At 54.6% G+C, this 18250-nt stretch carries 14 protein-coding genes; 10 read left to right on the top strand and 4 right to left on the bottom strand.

The genetic code is table 11. The features are described 5' to 3' along the window. The first annotated feature begins 68 nt into the window (after nucleotides 1-68). The 7 genes from ACT3TY_RS15000 to ACT3TY_RS14970 all read left to right on the top strand — a co-directional run bounded on the left by ACT3TY_RS15000 (nucleotide 69) and on the right by ACT3TY_RS14970 (nucleotide 11197). Nucleotides 69-1556 (top strand): mannitol dehydrogenase family protein, encoded by a 1488-nt coding sequence (locus ACT3TY_RS15000; RefSeq protein ID WP_444628784.1) that lies wholly within the window; start codon nucleotides 69-71, stop codon nucleotides 1554-1556. Further along, on the top strand, nucleotides 1556-3043 hold the full coding sequence (gene xylB, locus ACT3TY_RS14995) for a xylulokinase (protein WP_444628783.1): 1488 nt from the start codon (nucleotides 1556-1558) through the stop codon (nucleotides 3041-3043). Before ACT3TY_RS15000 ends, xylB begins: the two co-directional genes overlap by 1 nt. Nucleotides 3044-3123: 80 nt before the next feature. Continuing rightward, entirely contained in the window at nucleotides 3124-3969 is an 846-nt protein-coding gene (locus ACT3TY_RS14990) for a fructosamine kinase family protein (protein ID WP_444628782.1), read from the top strand. A gap of 319 nt (nucleotides 3970-4288) precedes the next feature. Beyond that, entirely contained in the window at nucleotides 4289-5728 is a 1440-nt protein-coding gene (locus ACT3TY_RS14985; RefSeq protein WP_444628781.1) for a TolC family outer membrane protein, read from the top strand. 132 nt (nucleotides 5729-5860) lie between these two features. Then, nucleotides 5861-7135 carry an efflux RND transporter periplasmic adaptor subunit gene (locus ACT3TY_RS14980; RefSeq protein WP_172116017.1) on the top strand — a complete coding sequence of 425 codons (1275 nt, stop codon included), beginning with the start codon at nucleotides 5861-5863 and terminating at the stop codon, nucleotides 7133-7135. After that, entirely contained in the window at nucleotides 7135-10320 is a 3186-nt protein-coding gene (locus ACT3TY_RS14975) for an efflux RND transporter permease subunit (protein WP_444628780.1), read from the top strand. The genes ACT3TY_RS14980 and ACT3TY_RS14975 overlap by 1 nt, the downstream gene beginning before the upstream one ends. A 202-nt stretch (nucleotides 10321-10522) precedes the next feature. Continuing rightward, entirely contained in the window at nucleotides 10523-11197 is a 675-nt protein-coding gene (locus tag ACT3TY_RS14970; RefSeq protein WP_444628779.1) for a hypothetical protein, read from the top strand. Between the two features lie 187 nt (nucleotides 11198-11384). Here the strand turns inward: ACT3TY_RS14970 and ACT3TY_RS14965 are convergent, their stop codons facing one another. Next, entirely contained in the window at nucleotides 11385-11996 is a 612-nt protein-coding gene (locus ACT3TY_RS14965) for a TetR family transcriptional regulator (protein ID WP_441679396.1), read from the bottom strand. A 224-nt stretch (nucleotides 11997-12220) separates the two neighbouring features. Between ACT3TY_RS14965 and ACT3TY_RS14960 the strand changes: the two genes are divergently transcribed. Further along, the gene (locus ACT3TY_RS14960; RefSeq protein WP_444628777.1) at nucleotides 12221-13252 is read left to right on the top strand and encodes a succinylglutamate desuccinylase/aspartoacylase family protein; all 1032 of its coding nucleotides are present in this window, start codon (nucleotides 12221-12223) and stop codon (nucleotides 13250-13252) included. A 203-nt stretch (nucleotides 13253-13455) separates the two neighbouring features. After that, nucleotides 13456-14910, top strand: a complete 1455-nt coding sequence (locus ACT3TY_RS14955; protein ID WP_192528457.1) for a catalase — start codon at nucleotides 13456-13458, stop codon at nucleotides 14908-14910. A 44-nt stretch (nucleotides 14911-14954) separates the two neighbouring features. Here ACT3TY_RS14955 and dusA read toward each other — a convergent pair whose 3' ends face one another. After that, a complete protein-coding gene (gene dusA / locus ACT3TY_RS14950) occupies nucleotides 14955-16022 on the bottom strand; it encodes a tRNA dihydrouridine(20/20a) synthase DusA (RefSeq protein ID WP_444628775.1) in 1068 nt (355 codons plus the stop codon). Nucleotides 16023-16135: 113 nt separating this feature from the next. On the opposite strand from dusA, the gene ACT3TY_RS14945 reads away from it, so the two are divergent. After that, on the top strand, nucleotides 16136-17179 hold the full coding sequence (locus tag ACT3TY_RS14945; protein ID WP_444628773.1) for a tyrosine-type recombinase/integrase: 1044 nt from the start codon (nucleotides 16136-16138) through the stop codon (nucleotides 17177-17179). 52 nt (nucleotides 17180-17231) lie between these two features. Here the strand turns inward: ACT3TY_RS14945 and ACT3TY_RS14940 are convergent, their stop codons facing one another. Both ACT3TY_RS14940 and ACT3TY_RS14935 read right to left on the bottom strand, forming a co-directional pair. Then, entirely contained in the window at nucleotides 17232-17447 is a 216-nt protein-coding gene (locus tag ACT3TY_RS14940) for a hypothetical protein (RefSeq protein ID WP_444628771.1), read from the bottom strand. Between the two features lies 1 nt (nucleotide 17448). Continuing rightward, nucleotides 17449-18117 carry an antA/AntB antirepressor family protein gene (locus tag ACT3TY_RS14935; protein ID WP_444628769.1) on the bottom strand — a complete coding sequence of 223 codons (669 nt, stop codon included), beginning with the start codon at nucleotides 18115-18117 and terminating at the stop codon, nucleotides 17449-17451. Between the last annotated feature and the right edge of the window lie 133 nt (nucleotides 18118-18250).

The raw sequence follows: 18250 nt of genomic DNA, 5'->3' as shown, positions 1-18250 counted from the left end.
TTCATCCTCTTTTTAACCGTTTTCAAACCTACCCATCGCGCCAAGCAGGTTTTGGCTGGAGAGTACCCATGACCCGACTTAATAATCACAATCTGGGCAATTTAAACGACGATGTTGCCATACCATGCTATGAGCGTGCGAAGCTAACGCCCGGCATTGTGCATGTTGGCGTAGGCGGCTTTCATCGGGCTCATCAGGCCATGTACCTTGATGAGCTGATGCAGCAAGGGCTGGCGCTTGATTGGGGGATCGTTGGCGTGGGCGTTATGCCGGGTGATAAACGCATGCAGCAGGCGCTTGCCGCGCAGGATTACCTTTATACCCTGGTGGTTAAGCATCCAGATGGCCAGTACGCGCCCCGGGTTATCGGCAGCATGGTTAATTACCTGTTTGCCCCGGAAGACGCAGAGGCGGTCATTGAGCAGATGGCCGACCCGGCCATTCGGATTGTGTCACTCACTGTGACGGAAGGAGGCTATAACTTCCACCCGGTAACGGGCGAATTTAACCTGGAAAATCCCCAAGTGCGTGAGGATCTTGCGCACCCTGAAAAGCCCTCCACCAGTTTTGGCCTGATTGTCGAGGCGCTGGTACGCCGCCGTGAGCGCGGCATTGCTCCGTTTACCGTCATGTCGTGTGACAACATTCAGGGCAATGGCGACGTGGCCAAGCGCATGTTCACCGCCTATGCCCGTGCCCGCGATAGCCAGCTGGGCGAGTGGCTTGCGTCAGAGGTTGCGTTTCCCAACGCCATGGTCGACCGCATCACTCCCGTTACCGCACCGGCGGATATTGACGAACTGTCTCAGCGCTTTGGGGTAGAAGACGCTTGGCCGGTGGTATGCGAGCCGTTTACGCAGTGGGTGCTGGAAGATCACTTTCCGCTGGGTCGTCCGCGGTTTGAGCAGGTCGGCGTGCAGGTGGTTGAGGATGTCGAGCCTTACGAGTTAATGAAGCTGCGGCTTTTAAATGCCAGCCATCAGGCGCTCACCTACTTTGGCTATTTAGCGGGCTATCGCTATGCCCACGAAGTTTGCCAGGACCCCTTGTTTGTGGATTTTCTGCTCGGCTATATGCGTGAAGAGGGCTCGCCCACGTTGGCGCCTGTGCCCGGTGTCGACCTGGAAGCGTACCGCTTAACGCTGATTGAGCGGTTTGCCAACCCCGAAATTAAGGATACGCTAGCGCGGCTGTGTGCCGAAAGTTCAGACCGTATTCCCAAGTGGCTGGTGCCGGTGATTCATCATCAGTTGGCTCACGGAGGCGAGATCACGCGCAGCGCAGCGGTAGTGGCCAGCTGGGCACGCTACGCTGAAGGGGTTGATGAGCAGGGCGAGCCCATCGAGATTGTAGATCGCTTGAAGGAAACGCTGACCGCAATCGCCGCTGAAAACCGTACCCGGCCCAGTGCATTTATCGACAATCGTGAGCTGTTCGGCGACCTGGTCGACCATCCGCGTTTTTATGAGGCTTATGTCCAAACGCTTAATTCGCTGCATAAGCACGGCGCACGGGCTACGCTTGAGGCGCTTGTGGCATCCAAAGGAACGCTGTGATGTATATTGGTGTGGATTGCGGTACCCAGAGTACCAAGGTCGTAGTGGTTGATGTGGAGCGCGGCGTTATCCTGGGCGAGGCAAGCCGCCCGCATCGGCTGGATGAAGGTGAAAATGGCCGCCGTGAACAGGCGCCCTCTGAATGGTTGGCGGCTTTAAAGGGTGCCTTTTTTAGTGCCCTGGAGCGCGCTGGGGTCAATGCCTCGCAGGTTCGCGGTATCGGTGTGTCAGGTCAGCAGCATGGCATGGTGGCGTTGGATGCCGATGGCGTGCCGGTTTACCCCGCCAAACTATGGTGCGATACCGAAACCAGCGCCCAAAACAGTGATCTTGTCGCCCGCTTGGGCGGTGAAGCAGGGTGCCTGGAGAAGTTGGGGCTGGTGCTACAGACCGGCTATACCGCCTCTAAAGTCGCCTGGCTGCGCGAGCATCAGCCGGACGCCTACCGGCGCATCGACAGTCTGTTATTGCCCCACGATTACCTGAATTTTTGGCTGACAGGCGAGCGTGTGACCGAAGCGGGCGATGCCTCGGGCACTGGCTATTTTGATACCCGCACGCGGCGCTGGCAGCTGGAGGTATTTGCTGAAATAGCCCCTGAGCTTGACCCGCAACGCGTACTACCACGCTTGTTGGAAGCTCATGAACCGGCAGGGATGGTGCGCCCACTGATTGCCCGCGAGCTGGGGCTTGGCGATAACGTGGTGGTCTCTTCAGGCGGCGGCGACAACATGCTAGGGGCGATTGGTACCGGCAATATCACCCCAGGCCTGATAACCCTTAGCCTGGGTACCTCGGGCACCGTTTGCGCTTATTCGCCTGAGCCTATTCTCTGCGATAACGCCATGGTGGCTAATTTCTGCTCAAGTACCGGCGGGTGGTTGCCGCTTATCTGCACCATGAACGTGACTTCGGCCACCACGCGGATACGTGAACTGTTTGGTTTGGATTTAACAACGTTTAGCAACCTGGTGGCCAGCGCCCCGGTAGGTGCCGAGGGCGTTACCGTGCTGCCGTTTTTCAACGGCGAGCGCGTACCCATGCTGCCGGAGGCGTCGGCTGATTTTCTAGGTTTGAACAGTATCAATACCCACCAGGCAAACCTGTGCCGTGCGGTGGTTGAAGGGGCTACCTTCGGGCTGCGCTATGGGCTTGAATTACTGGGCGATTTAACCGCAGGCGCCAGCCAAATCCGGCTGATCGGCGGCGGGGCTAATAGCCCGGTATGGCGGCAGATGGTGGCCGATATTACGGGCACGGAAGTGATATGCCCTGAGATTACCGATGCCGCTGCGCTAGGTGCGGCCATTCAAGCTGCATGGTGTGATCAACGTGCACAGGGCGTAACGCTTGACGCGTTATGTAACCGCCTCGTTCATCTTGATGCGCACTCGCTTGCTGAGCCGAACCTTGCACGCGTTGAGGCGTATCAAGAGGTCTATGCGCGCTATACGCAAGCGCTAAAGCAGCGCCATCAAAACGTATAGCGGCTTATAAAATTTTCAAAAAATCGACGTACACAGGGGTTAGCAGGCACACTGGGGAATACTATCCAGCGGAGACGGCGATGGATGCTACCCTGCGAAGGCTACTCGATGCCCAAGCGATACGGCCAACCGGTGAATTAATGCCGCTTGGCGGTGGAGACAGTGCGGCGGTATATGCACTTGAAACCTCCCAGGGGCAGGTGGTCGTCAAGCATGACAAGGCCGAGCGCTTGCGCGGAGAAGCGGAAGGGCTACGTGCCCTTAGAGGAGCCTGCAAAACGCTTATTGTGCCGGACGTGCTAGGCTTGGATGAAGAGTGGTTGCTGCTTGAGTCGTTAAATACCCAACCCAGCGGGCCCACCAGTGACACCCTCTTGGGCGAAGGGCTGCGTGAGCTGCATAGCGCCATTGGCGAAGCCCACGGCTGGCATGAGGATAATGCCTGTGGGCAAACGCCACAATCCAATACGCTGCATAAGGATGGGCGCGTTTTTCAGCGCGAGAGGCGCCTATTCCCGCTTAGTGATGCCTGCTTTCAACACGGCTTGATTGATCATGCACTACGCGCCCGCATTGAACACATTGCTTATCAGCTTGAAGAGTGGCTGCCAGAGGCGCCTGCAAGCCTTTTGCATGGCGACTTATGGTCGGGCAACGTATTGATAACTACCCGTGGCCCTGCCTTGATCGACCCTGCCGTGTATCGTCATTATCCCGATGTGGATATTGCCATGCTGACGCTGTTTGGTTTGCCGGGCAGCGGCTTTTTTGATGCCTACTGGGAGGGCAGTGCCCCGGCTGATTGGTCGAGGCGTGAGGCATTGTTTCAGCTGTACCCGCTGCTTAATCATTTACTGCTTTTTGGAGCGACCTATCGCACCGGTATTAAGCAGCGCGTAACTCTACTTGAAACCTGCGCTCACTAAGCTGAAAGCGAAGTGGCAGTAATAGCAGTAATAGATGTAGCAAAAGAAGTAGTAATAGAAGGATTACCCACTAAAGTACAAACAGTAAAATATAAACAAAGGGGCAGGACGATAGCATGAAGAATAGCAGAGAAGCAGTGCTGAAAACCCCGGTGTCATGCTTTGGTCCAGGTTAACCGGATGAGGCTTGACAAGCTCTTTGTTCATACAATTTGGTAGACTTCAAGTCTAGCATACATACATGAATGTAACTATAATGCCATCTTCCATAAATAGTTTACTAATAGCACTCCCATCGTTGACACCTAGAGGCACCTCCATGCGACTGGCACACTGGGCAGTCAATGCCCCTTTACGACCCTTATTACTAGCCGTTTTCACTGCGTCTATTGCGCTGCCTGCTCAGGCGGCAGACCTGATAACGGTCACGCGTGAAGCGCTGAGCAATAACGCCACGCTAAATTCAGCTCGTGCTCAGTACTCTGGGGTCGAAGCCGGTCGGGATGTTGCGAGAGGCGCGCTGTTGCCGCAGGTGAATGCATCAGGCAACGTGGCGCACCATGAACAATTTGAAAGTCAGTCAACGCGCACCACACCGGGCGTCGGAGGGGGAGATGATCGCTATAACAGCGTATCGCTGACCCTGGAAGCCACTCAAATGCTGTTTGATGAAGTGGCGCGCCAGCAATTCAATCAGGCTGATCGCGAAATCGACCAGCAGTTCTACCTGCTGGCTGCGACCGAACAACAGCTGCTTTTTGATGTTGTTAACGCCTATTTCGACATCCTTCGTGCGCATGATGTACTGACCACCCGACAGGCCCAGGAGCGTGCTATTGAACGCCAGTTGGAGCAGGCCAGTGAGCAGTTTGAAGTTGGTTTGATTGCCATTACCGACGTCGAAGAAGCACGCTCAAGCTATGATCAGTCGCGTGCTAATCGGCTCGCCGCTGAGAGTAACCTGCAGGTGGCTTTTGAGGTGCTTGAGCAGTTAACCGGTCAGCGTTACCCGAACATCAACGCGCTAGGCGATGCGATGCCGGTGGTGAAGCCTTCAAGCAATCGTGACTACTGGGTTGAACAAGCGATTGAGCTTAACCCTCAAGTCCTTGCTCAGCAGGCGGGCATCGAAATTTCACGCGTGGGTGTTGATATTGCCCGTGCCGGTCGCCTGCCCACGTTCCAGGCATTCGCCAACTATCAGCATGCCGATAATGATCGCGATGCGGTTAGCGGTTATGACGCCTCCGGTCAGGTCGGGATATCGGCCAATCTGCCTATTTATACCGGTGGCAGTACCAGTGCGAGTATCCGCCAAGGCACTTACCAGTTGGAAAGTACGCAGTACGAGTTTGAGTCTCAGCGCCGTACCACGATCCAGCAAGTGCGCTCGCTCTACACCCAGGTCAGCAATAACGTTGAAACGGTAGAAGCGCGTCAGCAAACTATCGTATCAGCGCGCAGTGCGTTGGAAGCCACGCAGGTAGGGTATGAAGTCGGCACACGTAATATCGTCGATGTGCTGAATGCCGAGCAGAATTATTACGACGCCATTGCTGATTATGCTGAGTCACGTTACGACTATGTCGTTAACTTCCTTGGGTTGCGCCAGCAGGCAGGGTTGTTGGATGTACCGGCGATCGAAGAAGTGAATGCCTGGCTAACGGATGATCAGGTGACCTTTGCAATACCTGATACCGATGGTGGCAGCTATGAGCGTGCCATGAATATTGGTGCGCCACCGACGCTGGATCGTTGATCACAACGAACCGTCGGCGTTTTTAAAACACGGCTTTATGAGTCGTCTGCATTTGAATAAAGCGTCATTGGACACCAGGGCAGCCGCCAGCGCCGTCAATCAACGTTTTGAAAAGATCAAGGGAACCCACGCATGAGAAAAATGATTCACTCACGCCGAGCGAGTCTAGTAACGCTGATTGCCGCGCTAGTGTTGACGGCCTGTGGCCAGGACCAATCGCAAGAGCAGCAGGCCGAGCAGCCAGAGGCTCCGCCTCATAAGGTGGAAGTGACGGAAGCCGTACGTCAGGATATTCCGTTAAATAAATCGTACCCTTCGTTACTGCGTAGCGATAGCGAAGTGACGCTGGTGGCACGTGTTAACGGTTATCTTGAAGAGCGCCACTTCCAGCCTGGCCAATTGGTGGAAGAGGGTGATTCGCTGTATACCATTGAGCCTGATCTTTACCAGTCAACGGTTAACCAGCGTGAAGCTGACCTGCAAAGTGCCCGTGCCGAGTTATCCCGCGCTCAGCGTGATGCCCAGCGCTTTGAGCAGTTGCTCAGCCAAAATTCTGTAAGTCGCCAGCAGTATGACCAGGCGCAGGCAGAGCAGCGCGTGGCACAAGCCAATGTTGCCCAAGCTGAGGCTGCACTACGCAGTGCTAACCTGGACCTTGGCTATTCAAATGTAACGGCTCCTGTGTCGGGCATGATCAGTTTGAGCCAGGTTAACGTTGGCAACCTGGTTACCTCAGGAACTGAGCTTGCCACTATCACCCCGCTGGACCCGCTTGAAGTGCGTTTTCAACTGCCCCAGCGTGATGCCTTTGAGCTACGCCGCCAGTTGCGTGAAGAGGGCGATTCGTCCATTACCGCGCTGTTAAGCGTGCCCGGCGTAAGCGGTGCCAGCGGGTCTGAACTTGAAGGTCAGCTCGACTTCCTGGGCTCCCGCGTGGATGCCGGTACCAGTACCGTTCAGGCGTCTGCCAGCTTTGCTAATCCGGATGGCGCTATCCTGCCCGGCCAATTTGTGCGTGTACGTCTTGATGGTCTGCGCCGTTTTAACGTAATGGCTGTACCTGAAATTGCGGTCACCCAAGGCTTAATGGGCCCTCGCGTATTTGTCCTGGATGAAAATGACCAGGCGCGCGAGCGTACGGTGCAATTAGGCGAAGTCGCTGGCCCTTGGCAGATCATTGTTGACGGCCTTGAAGAGGGCGACCGTGTGATTGTGGGCGACCCTGCTGGCATTGAGCCTGGTATGGCCATTGACCCGCAGCCGTTTGATGGCGACGCCAATGAAGTAGTTGAGCGTGTTGAAGAGGCTGACGCTCAGGAGCAACAAGAGCAAGCCGCTGCCGCTTCCCAAATGACAGAGGGTGCTGGTGATGTGCCTGCAGGGGAAGAGGAAGAGGGTACTCAATAATGAATTTCTCCAACTTCTTTATCAGCCGGCCGATTTTCGCCACGGTACTTGCGATTATCCTCACGCTGATAGGTGCCATGGCCATGCGGATACTGCCCATTGAGCAGTATCCAAGTGTGGTGCCGCCCACCGTATCCGTACAGGCTCAATTCCCAGGCGCTGACGCTGAGACGGTCGCCCAGACGGTCGCTGCACCGCTGGCTGAGGCGATTAACGGCGTAGAGAACATGCTTTACATGACCTCTAACAGCGCTGATAACGGCATTATGAGTTTGAGTGTGGCGTTTGATATCGGCACTGATGGTGATATCAACACTATTAACGTGAATAACCGTGTTCAGGGGGCGCTTTCTCAGCTGCCCGAGCAGGTTCAGGCTCAGGGCGTTAACGTTTCACTGCGCTCTGACTCGATCCTTATGTTGATCGCCCTAACGTCCCCGAACGGCGATTACAACAACGTGTATATGCAGAACTACGCCACGCTTAATATCCTCGATGACCTACGCCAGGTGCCTGGCGTAGGTAATGCCGAGGTGCTGGGGGGTGGTGAGTTTGCCATGCGTATCTGGATGGACCCTGACAAGCTGGCGCAATACGACCTCACGCCGAGTGAGGTAGCTAATGCTATCCGTTCACAAAATACCGAAATCCCTGCCGGTAATTTAGCCGCCACGCCGCAAGGTAGCCCGCGCGCTTATACGTATACCATCACTGCCGGTGGCCGTTTATCGGATACGGATGATTTCCGTAATATCTATTTGCGCACTAACCCTGATGGCTCATCGCTACGCCTGGAAGATGTAGCACGCATTGAGCTGGGGGCATCGTTCTACGGCATTGATGCACAGCTTAATGGTTCAACGATGACGCCGATCATCATCAACCAGCAGCCGGGCGCCAATGCGCTGGCCACGGCTGATGCCGTGCGTGAAACCATGGCAGATCTTTCCAACCGTTTCCCGCCAGGGCTTGAGTATGTTACGCCGTACGACACCACGCAGTTTATCGATGCGTCGGTAGAAACGGTATTGCATACCTTTATTGAAGCCTTCCTGATCGTTATCGTGATCCTGTTTATCTTCCTGCAGAACTGGCGCTTTACCGTGATTGCCATGTCGGTGGTGCCGGTGTCGGTGATTGGTACCTTTGCAGGCTTTTACCTGTTTGATTTTTCTATCAACCTGCTAACGCTATTCGCCCTGGTGCTTTCAATCGGGATAGTGGTGGATGATGCGATATTGGTGGTGGAGAACGTTGAGCGTGTATTAGGCGAAGATGACGAGGTTACCGTTAGAGAAGCAACGATTCGTGCCATGCGCGAGGTTGGCGGGCCAGTTATTGCCACCTCACTAATCATGGCCGCTGTTTTCGTACCGGTTGCGTTTATGGGCGGCTTTACTGGGCAGATCTATCAGCAGTTCGCGATTACTGTCGCGATCTCGGTAGCGCTGTCAGCGCTAATGGCGTTGACGTTTACACCGGCGCTGTCTGCCATCTTCATCAAGCATAATTTGCATCATTCTCGCCAGTCAGCATTCAAGCGGGCGATTACTACGCCTCTGCGTCTATTTGATCGCTTGTTTGCAGGTATCACCGCGGTTTATATGTGGTTTGTGGTGCGCCTGGTACGCTTTTGGGTGCTCGCCTTGGCGCTAACGATCGCAACCGGTGCCGGCTCCTACTGGTTGTACGCCAATACGCCCTCAACATTGGTGCCGGAAACCGACCAGGGCATCGTGCTGGTCAGCGTGTCGCTACCCGATGCCGCCTCGCTTGACCGCACCGAGAACTACATGGCAAAACTTAGCTCCGCTATTGAGGATATTCCCGGGGTGCAATACTCCTCGGCGATAGCGGGCTACGATATTCTTGCAGGCTCGGTCAATACGGCGCGCGGGATTATCTTTGTCAATATGGTGCCCTGGGGGGACCGTGATCTAACGGCAGCGAGCCTGGTGGGGCAAATTATGCAGCTGGGGGCCAGTATTGATGGCGGTACTGCCATGGCCTTTAACGTACCGCCGATTATGGGGCTTTCTACCACCGGTGGGTTCACCGGCTATCTGCAGTCGTTTGACGGCGCCTCACCTCGCGAGCTTTACGAAGCCTCACTACAGATTATGGGCGCGGCGAATCAGCATCCAGCGTTAAATCAGGTCTTTACCACCTTTAACGTGAACGTGCCTTCCTATCGAGCTGAAATTGACCAGCAGAAAGCGCTTAGCTATGGCGTGGCACTGGAGAATATCAACTCGGCGTTATCCAACACCTTTGGTAATGGCTTTGTGAACTTCTTTAGTTACCAAAACCGTAACTTCCAGGTGTATCTACAAAACGAGGATCAATTCCGTAAAACGCCTGACGACTTAAATAGTGTCTTCGTGCGAGGGGGCAATGGTGAGCGTATCCCGCTCTCTGAGTTTGTCACGCTGGAGCGTCAGGTAGGTCCATCGGTCGTATCACGCTTTGGCGTGTACACCGGCGCGCAGTTCCAGGGCGGCGCGGCGCCTGGCTATAGCTCTACCCAAGCCATTGAAGCCATGAATGAAGTCGTCATGGATACGCTCGGGCCTAACTGGGGCATGGGCTGGACCGGTACGGCTTACCAGGAAGCAAACATGGGTAATACAGCGATGCTTGCCATTGTGTTTGGTATCTTGATGGTCTTCCTGATTCTGGCGGCCCAGTATGAAAGCTGGTCGTTGCCCTTGGCGGTACTTACCGCAACGCCGTTTGCCTTCCTGGGCGGGATTGGAGGCATCGCGTTGCGAGGCTTGGATACCAGTGTGTATGTGCAGATCGGTATGTTGGTGGTCGTAGGACTGGCGGCGAAGAACGCGATCTTGATCGTGGAGTTTGCCGAACTGCAGCGTAAAGAGCAGGGCAAAACGATTCGCGAAGCTGCGATTACGGCCGCTGAGCTTCGTTTCCGTCCTATCGTCATGACATCGCTTGCGTTTATTTTTGGTACCTTGCCACTGGCCTTGGCAACCGGCGCCAGTGATGTAAGTAGCCACCATATCGGGACAACCGTTGCGGTGGGCATGGCCTCTGTGGCCGTTTTGGGAAGCGTGTTTATTCCCAGCTTCTACGCCATGATCGCCACTGTGTCCGACTGGCTCTATCGTAAACGTCATCCGGATCACGATAACCAGAAACCGGCACTGGAGCACGACCAACTGTAACCGCGTTTCACCACTAATGAGCGGGCACTACCGAAAGGGAGTGCCCGTTTTTTTATGGCGTGATGAGCCGCATCAAGGTAGTTAAGAGCAAAAAAGAATAATTTGGGCTATGCTAAAAGAGACCACACGTTTTTAGCCTGGACCAATAATATAATCCCAGGCGGAAACAGCACCGGACGAAATGTCTGGAGGAGGACACGCCATGCAACCTGTTATTTCTGCTGCGCTACAGTTTCCAACCATTGTGTTTACGTTTCTACTGGGACTGTTAGTGCTTTATTGGATGTTGGTGCTGCTTCGAATAGCCCCTCTTGAGTTATTTGAGCGCGACAGCCTGCGCGATGATCACATGGCCAGTACGCTGGTGTCGTTAGGGTTTGCAGGTGTGCCGGCAACGCTTGCGCTGACGTTTCTTGTCGTGATTGCGGGGAGTTTTGCATTAGCGGTAGAGCTTTTAGTGCTGCGTTGGCTATCGTTGGGGATGTTGCGTGTGCCGGTAGGCGTACTGATCCTGTGGGTATCCTTTGCTGTTGCTTCACCCATTGCCGCCGCCTTATGCCATAGCTTGCACCGGGGCTTGCATCGCTATCAGCCCTTTACGCGGCGCTGCCTGTTGGGTTCGGCGGTCATCGTGTCCGGGCGTCAGGGCGATGGATTTGCCATGGCAGTGATTGAAAACGAGCCTAATAGCCATGTCAGGCTGCACTGTAAAGAAGGGGATTGCCCACAAGAAGGTGAGCGTCGCGTTTTGGTGAAATACCTCGCTGGTGAGAGCGCTTATCGCAGCGTAATGGAGCAGACCTATCTGGATACTCGGGTACGTTTAAATAAGCTGCGTCTTCGCTATCACCACCAGGATGAAGGCTACTCAACCTAACGTTATTAGCGATTAACGTTCACTACTCGCACCAGCGCCGCCACTGTCTTGTTAGCCATTGCCTTATGGATGATGTGTCAGTGGCGGCGTGGCTTTATCCAACGGTGTTGAATGCTTGCCACTAATCATCACAATGGTGGGTCATCCCAGCATAGGCAGGTTGCTGCATTGCAGCGAATGGCGTGGATTAGCGTTGCATAATGCGTATCAATGTATCAATCAGTTCGCCGCCGCGTTGGTGTATGGAGAACGCATCCGGTGTGCGTAGCCAGTCGTGGAAAAGGCCTCCCAGTGCCGACTGCAACATGCGCGTCGCGACCTCTGGCGTTACATCTTCACGCAGCAACTGCTGATGCTCCGCTTCTTTGAACACGATCAGCATTTCTGAATAACACTCTTCACCAATATCATCCTGCATGGCAAGTGGGTTGATATCGCTAAAAAACTCGCAGCGGTGGAGCAAAATGGAAAGAATCCGCTGGTGAGAAGGTTGCTCAAGACGCGCCAGACCTGCATGGCAGGCAAGCCGGATGGCTTCCATTGGAGAGATAGTTTCATCGGCCTTGCTGACAGCTTCCATTAGCGACTGGAACGGCATGTGTACGCGCTCCACCAGTGCCATAAACAGGTCGCCCTTGTTTTTAAAATGCCAGTAGACCGCGCCACGGGTTAATCCCGCATGGCGTGCAACCTGCTCAAGAGACGTGCGTGCAACACCCTTTGCAAAAAATACCTCTTCGGCCGCATCCAGCAACGCTTCTCGGGTAGCAGCGGCTTCCGCTTTGGTCTTTCTCGCCATGGAAACGCAACCTCATTAATGACACAAGATGAACATATTTTATCCGATATGGTGTAATTTTTACATTCAAAACTGTATGGATAGATGATTAAACGCATGGCTTGTGTTATCAAAACCTCATGTCTCGAAACCGCTGGGGCTCACTGCGTGCGGTAGGCGCATCGCCATGCCCTCATTAATGCCATTTTCTTAGTGGTTAATCACGCTGAAAAAGGAGACTCAGGATGGCGCGAGCACCTTTTCAACTTGCCGGGCACACCATACTGCCTGGCCAACGTTCCCAAATTGATGTGCCGGTGGCGCGTCTTTATACCCATACACCCCTGCATATTACGGTCGAAGTGGTACACGGACGTAAAGAGGGGCCCGTTATATTGGTGTGTGGTGGCATTCACGGGGATGAGATCAATGGCGTTGAAATTGTACGTCGCTTATTACGCTCAAAGGCCATCAAAAGCCTAAGAGGTACCTTGATTGCCGTGCCGGTGGTTAACGTTTTTGGCTTCCTGCAGCAAACGCGCTACCTGCCTGACCGACGCGATCTCAACCGCTGTTTCCCGGGCAGTGAAAACGGCTCCCTCGGGGGGCGAATCGCGGCGTTATTTCGCGAGCAGATTGTCGATCAGGCGACGCATATTATTGATCTTCATACCGGCGCAATTCATCGCACGAACCTTCCCCAAATACGCGCGCAGTTAAGTCCTGGCAGTGAAACCGAGCGCATGGCCGATGCCTTCGGCGCGCCGGTGATTCTGAATGCAGAGCTGCGCGAAGGTAGCCTGCGTCACTATGCACAAACGCGTGGCATTCCGGTACTGACTTATGAGGCGGGGGAAGCGCTGCGCTTTGATGAGTGGGCCATTGCCCCCGGTGTACGCGGCATACTGCGCGTAATGCGTCGATTGGATATGCTCACCGGCGAACAGCGCCGCCGTTCGCTCGCGCCTGCCGAGCTTGCTAATGGGTCCAGTTGGGCGCGTGCACCTATAGACGGGATATTAAGACCCAAGGTGCGCTTGGGCGCGCGAGTCGCCAAGGGGGAGGTGCTCGGTATAGTGGCCGATCCATTTGGCAATCAAGAGGGCGAGGTCAAGTCGATGGCCGATGGCATTGTGATTGGCATGAGCCGCCTGCCGTTAGCCAATGAAGGCGAAGCGCTTTATCACATTGCTCGTTTTGATGAGATAGAAGAGGCCGAAACGGCGATTGAGAGTTTTCAATCAAGCCTGACACCGCCCCCTGACGCACTCTATTAAATATCTGATAAGCGCGATAAAAAAAGGTTACTAGCGCAATAGCCAAGGAGTACATGAGATCGCTGGCGGGAAGCAGCTCCTTTGACTATACCTGTGAGGGGGGGCAGTTATCCTAAATTAAAAATAATAAGCAAAAACGTATTATTTGTTTTTATAAAGCGGTGCCTTGAGCACCGCGCCAGCCGTGACATGGAGGAAAAGCGATGACGAGCGATAAACCCAGACATACGACGACAGGGGCTGGCATTCCGGTATCCAGCGACGAACACTCTCTTTCGGTAGGTCCGGATGGCCCGATTGTACTGCACGATCATTTTCTGATGGAGCAAATGGCGGCTTTCAACCGAGAGATGATCCCCGACCGTCAACCGCATGCCAAGGGCAGTGGCGCTTTTGGCCACTTTGAAGTCACCCATGATGTCAGTAAGTACACTAAAGCGAAGTTTCTGAAAAAAGGCACAAAAACCGACGTGCTCATTCGCTTCTCAACGGTCGCGGGGGAAGGCGGCAGCCCGGATACTTGGCGTGATCCACGTGGGTTTGCGGTGAAGTTCTATACGGAAGAGGGCAACTTCGACATGGTGGGTAACAATACCCCCGTGTTCTTTGTCCGTGATCCGATGAAATTCCAGCACTTTATCCATTCGCAAAAGCGCCGCGCCGATAACGGCCTGCGTGATCACGATATGCAGTGGGATTTCTGGACGCTGGTGCCGGAATCTGCCCACCAAGTGGCTTGGTTAATGGGTGACCGTGGCGTGCCCGCTACGTGGCGGCACATGAACGGTTACTCCAGCCACACCTATATGTGGGTGAATGACGAGGGTGAACGGTTCTGGGTGAAGTACCACTTCAAAACCGACCAAGGCATCAAGTGCATGACCCAGGAACAGGCCGACCAGATGGCCGGTAGCGATGCGGATTACCACCGCCGTGACCTGTTTGAAGCTATCAAACGCGGCGAGTATCCCACCTGGACACTGCAGATGCAGATTATGCCCTTCGAGGATGCCAAAACGTATCGCTACAACCCTTTTGATCTCACCAAGGTGTGGCCCCACGGCGACTATCCGCTGATGGAAGTGGGCAAGCTAACCCTTAATGAAAACCCCACCGACTTTCATAGCCAAATCAATCAGGCCGCCTTCGAGCCTAACAACATGGTGCCCGGTACCGGCCTTTCACCCGACAAGATGCTGTTGGCGCGCTCTATCTCCTATGCCGATGCGCACCGGGCTCGCTTGGGGGTGAACTACAAGCATATCCCGGTGAATACGCCCAAGTGCCCGGTCAATAGCTATACCCAAGGCGGGGCGATGCGGATGCACCATGCAACGGACCCCGTGTATGCGCCGAACAGTAAAGGCGGCCCCAAAGCCGATGGCGAGCGTTTCCCGGAAGATGCCGTATGGGCGACTAGCGGCGAGTTTGTGCGTACCGCCTATACGTTACGCAAAGACGATGACGACTGGAGCCAGCCGCATACATTGGTACGTGAGGTAATGGATGACGCCGCGCGTGACCGGCTGGTATCCAACGTGGTGGGGCACTTGTCGGGTGGTGTAACCGAGCCAGTGCTGGAGCGCGCCTTCGAGTACTGGCGCAATATTGACCAGGAAGTCGGTGAGCGCATCGAAAAAGGCGTGCGCGGCAACTAAGCCCACGAGCGTGGATTAATCGCCGCACACTAAAGCCCGCTACGTTAAGACGTGGCGGGCTGTTCTCGTTCTTGCATCGGCTCTTGTGATGGCTCGTTAACCAACCCGATAGCATCATCAAACAAGCGTAACCCCGCGCCTTCTTTATGCGCGTGTTCCGATAGGAGACGCCGAAAACGCCGCCCGCCCGGGCAACCCTGAAAAAGCCCCAGCAGATGGCGGGTAATATGGTTAAGCTTCGCGCCTTCATCCAACCGCTGCTGTATATACGGGCGAAATGCCTGGGCCGCCTCAACCCGGCTAACGGCTGGGCCGGGCACGCCATAAAGCAACGTATCTACCTCGGCCAGTAGCCAGGGGTTTTGGTACGCTTCACGGCCAATCATCACGCTATCCACACGCTCAAGCTGTGCCTGACACTCTTCAAGCGTTTTAATCCCACCGTTGATGCCGATATGCAGCTCAGGGCGGTCCTGCTTTAAACGATGCACACGCGGGTAATTGAGCGGCGGCACGTCGCGGTTCTCTTTGGGCGATAGACCTTTCAGCCACGCTTTGCGCGCATGCACAGTAAAAATCTCACAACCGGCGCCCGCGACTATGTCGATAAAGCGCGCCAAGTCGGCGTCTTCATCCTGGTCATCAATCCCGATACGGCACTTCACCGTAACCGGAATCGAGACCGCCGCCTGCATGGCGCGCACGGCATCGGCGACTTTTTCCGGGTAGCCCATCAGGCAAGCGCCAATCATGTTGTTCTGCACCCGGTCGCTTGGGCAACCTACATTCAGGTTAACCTCGTCATACCCCCACGCCTCAGCAATCGCCGCGCACTCGGCAAGCTCCCCGGCATCGCTACCGCCAAGCTGTAAGGCAATGGGATGCTCCACATCGCTATAACCCAAAAACCGCTCACGCGGCGAGCCATGCAAAATAGCGCCCGTTGTCACCATCTCGGTATACAGCAGTGCCCGCTTGGTTAACGTGCGTGCAAATGCCCGGTAATCGCGGGTTGTCCAGTCCATCATGGGCGCGACGGAGAAAGTTCTATCCAGCGCAGGGCGGGCGGTGCCAGACTTCATGCGGGTTTGCTGTGTTGTGCTATCATTCATAACTGTTCATATTTACAGTGGTTTGACCACGTTTTAAGCAAATTAGTGTCACAAATTTGGCACCACATGGCACTTTTATTTGTCACATTTTCGAGGCTGTAATGGCGACGATCGTGAAGCGTCCAAAAAGGGACGGCAGTTTCTCATACCTGGCGCGTATTCGCATTGCGCGTACGGGTCAACCTGACTACTCAGAGTCCAAAACATTCCCTAAAAAGGCAATGGCCGTTGAGTGGGCGAAGCGTCGGGAACTGGAGTTGGCCGCGCCAGGTGGTGTGCTGGCTGCTAAATGGAAGGGCGTTACTTTACACGATGCCATTGAGCGGTACCTACATGAATTTGCTGACGGTGCTGGCCGTAGCAAGCGGGCCACCATTGAGCAGCTGCAGCGTTTCCCCATTGCTCGCGTCAAAATTACCGAGCTTAGTAGCGAGCAGATTATTGACCATGCGCAAATGCGGCGGCGTAGCGGCGTTAAGCCTTCAACTACGTCGCAAGATATCACTTGGCTGGGCATCATTTTGAAAACGGCGGTCGCTGCCTGGCGTATGCCGGTAGATCTTAATGAGTTTGAATCGGCGAAGCTGCTTTTGCGTAGTAAAGGCTTGATCAGCCGCCCGGACTCGCGGGATCGTCGGCCAACGCTTGAGGAGATCGAGCAGGTTCGCGCTTATTTCCAGCGTTCGCAGAAGATCCGGCCGAGCGCGATTATTCCTATGGAAGACATTATGGACTTTGCTATCGCCTCAGCGCGTCGCCAGGGGGAGATTACCCGGCTCTCATGGGACGATCTGGATGTAAGCGCCATGACGTGCTGGGTTCGTGATGCTAAGCACCCACGCAAAAAGTGGGGTAACCACAAGCGCTTCAAACTGACAAAAGAAGCGATGGCCATTATCCAACGACAACCGCGCTTGCTGGGTGAGCCGCGTATTTTTCCATACAGTAGTAAATCTATAGGTACTCGTTGGCAAGCCGCGACAGCATCCAAAGGCATTGAAGATTTAACTTTTCATGACCTACGCCATGAGGCGACATCCAGACTATTCGAGGCAGGGTATGAAATTGTAGAGGTGCAGCAGTTCACGCTCCATGAGAGTTGGGATGTGTTGAAGCGGTACACGCACTTAAGGCCAGAAACGCTGCAGCTACGTTAGTCTTATACCGTTATTTTAAGATGGGTAAAAACCGCCTAAAAAGGCGGCTTACTTAGTCAGGGTACCCGTTCCTCTCGCACTTTTTTACCCGGGCGCGGCAATCGCCCAGCTGTTTCTCCAGCTCCTTGATACGCCTTACCAATACATCTTCTGGGGGTAATTGGTTGCTTTCCAAGGCGCGTATTGAGGCACTTAGGCGTTTGATCTCCTCGGGGTGGAGTGCACGCTGACTAGCCACTTCGAGGAGACGCTCAATATTTCTGTTCATGTCAGGTTTCCTCTTGATGGGAATACGGGAGGCTATCCACAGCGGGCGTGTAGATATGATCAGTTCCGTTCCACTTCTCTAATGGCTCCGTCGGCATGCCCAGAGCATTGTTCACCTGACGTAGCGCGCAATGGATATTGAAGCGCTCACGTGGGTGCTCACAGCTTGCCAGTTGTCGGGCAAGAGTCAGGCTCTGCTCCTGCAGGATCAGAAAGTAGCGAAATTTAGGCGTGTCCTTGATGAGTTTACGCACCTGCTCAATAGGTTGCACTTCGGTAGCCTGCTGTTGCAGCAGCTCGATAGCCTGGCGTTCGCGCTGGATAAAGTAGCGCCGAACGCGACGGCCCATGGCGTTGTTTTCGATCATGGCGAGTTCTTTGGCCATATCGAGAGTTAAGTGGTACTCAATGCGACCCTGTTGGCCGAAGTTTTCAGCGTAAGTGATTGATTCTAGGGCTTCCCCGTTTTGGGAGGAGGTTTTATGACCTATTCCAGGCTGCATGTTATGCGAGATGAAGTCTAAACCTTCTTCAAATTCGTACTGTTCGATACGTTCTTTAATCCAAGTCGTGAAGCGTCGCCCCACTTCCAAGAAGGCGTGCAGGTCGCGGGCGTTGCAAAGCAGCTGCTGATCATTGGCTTGGAAAACGGGGATAAGGCTTTGGTCCATGGTTGGCTCCGTAGGGCGATGCGGATGAAGGGAAGTTAAGGAAATGGTGCAGGCAGGTGGGGCAGAGGTAAAGGCCAGCCGGCTACAGGTTTAGCCGGCGCAACCCTCAATCATTCACTAGCTTCCACTGCTC

The sequence above is a fragment of the Halomonas sp. AOP22-C1-8 genome, from assembly GCF_052378905.1.
GTDB classification, from domain to species: domain Bacteria; phylum Pseudomonadota; class Gammaproteobacteria; order Pseudomonadales; family Halomonadaceae; genus Vreelandella; species Vreelandella citrativorans.
Note: the sequence above shows the minus strand (reverse complement) of the source record. Positions and strands in the feature narration are given on the sequence as shown.

Coding starts and splice junctions, on each gene's coding strand:
- ACT3TY_RS14940 (WP_444628771.1), bottom strand. CDS start 17,447: ATGAACAGAAATATTGAGCGTCTCCTCGAAGTGGCTAGTCAGCGTGCA.
- ACT3TY_RS14965 (WP_441679396.1), bottom strand. CDS start 11,996: ATGGCGAGAAAGACCAAAGCGGAAGCCGCTGCTACCCGAGAAGCGTTG.
- ACT3TY_RS14935 (WP_444628769.1), bottom strand. CDS start 18,117: ATGGACCAAAGCCTTATCCCCGTTTTCCAAGCCAATGATCAGCAGCTG.
- ACT3TY_RS14960 (WP_444628777.1), top strand. CDS start 12,221: ATGGCGCGAGCACCTTTTCAACTTGCCGGGCACACCATACTGCCTGGC.
- ACT3TY_RS14975 (WP_444628780.1), top strand. CDS start 7,135: ATGAATTTCTCCAACTTCTTTATCAGCCGGCCGATTTTCGCCACGGTA.
- xylB (WP_444628783.1), top strand. CDS start 1,556: ATGTATATTGGTGTGGATTGCGGTACCCAGAGTACCAAGGTCGTAGTG.
- ACT3TY_RS14985 (WP_444628781.1), top strand. CDS start 4,289: ATGCGACTGGCACACTGGGCAGTCAATGCCCCTTTACGACCCTTATTA.
- ACT3TY_RS15000 (WP_444628784.1), top strand. CDS start 69: ATGACCCGACTTAATAATCACAATCTGGGCAATTTAAACGACGATGTT.
- ACT3TY_RS14970 (WP_444628779.1), top strand. CDS start 10,523: ATGCAACCTGTTATTTCTGCTGCGCTACAGTTTCCAACCATTGTGTTT.
- dusA (WP_444628775.1), bottom strand. CDS start 16,022: ATGAATGATAGCACAACACAGCAAACCCGCATGAAGTCTGGCACCGCC.
- ACT3TY_RS14980 (WP_172116017.1), top strand. CDS start 5,861: ATGAGAAAAATGATTCACTCACGCCGAGCGAGTCTAGTAACGCTGATT.
- ACT3TY_RS14955 (WP_192528457.1), top strand. CDS start 13,456: ATGACGAGCGATAAACCCAGACATACGACGACAGGGGCTGGCATTCCG.
- ACT3TY_RS14990 (WP_444628782.1), top strand. CDS start 3,124: ATGGATGCTACCCTGCGAAGGCTACTCGATGCCCAAGCGATACGGCCA.